We start from the raw sequence: 467 nt of genomic DNA on the forward strand, positions 1-467 counted from the left end.
CATTTGCTAGCGTTTGCGCTTCAATTCCTTGCGCCGCATCAACAACTAGAACAGCCCCTTCACAAGCTGCCAAGCTACGAGAAACTTCGTAGGTGAAATCGACGTGCCCTGGTGTGTCAATCAAATGGAAAGTATAGATTTCACCATCTTTGGCTGTATAGTTTAATTCAATTGCGTTTAATTTGATAGTAATGCCGCGTTCTCTCTCTAAATCCATTGAATCAAGTAATTGATCTTGCATTTCTCGACTGCTAACTGTATTTGTTTTTTCCAAAATCCGGTCGGCTAAAGTTGACTTCCCATGGTCAATGTGGGCAATGATCGAGAAATTACGAATTTTCTCTTGTCTTGCTTTCATTTCTTTATTGTTCATTTTTTGCCTCATTTCTTTTAAGAAAAGCTAGCTCCCTGCTAGCTTCATTAATCAATTGTTATATTTTAGTTGCCTTTTTTATCAAATTATCATG

At 37.7% G+C, this 467-nt stretch carries 1 protein-coding gene; it reads right to left on the minus strand.

Translation table 11 applies throughout. The features are described from left to right. The coding region (locus ACU8YE_RS24905; RefSeq protein ID WP_446930215.1) for a GTP-binding protein at window positions 1-373 on the minus strand (373 nt) is incomplete at its 3' end. Window positions 374-467 lie beyond the last annotated feature (94 nt).

Source organism: Ralstonia sp. VS2407 (assembly GCF_052950655.1).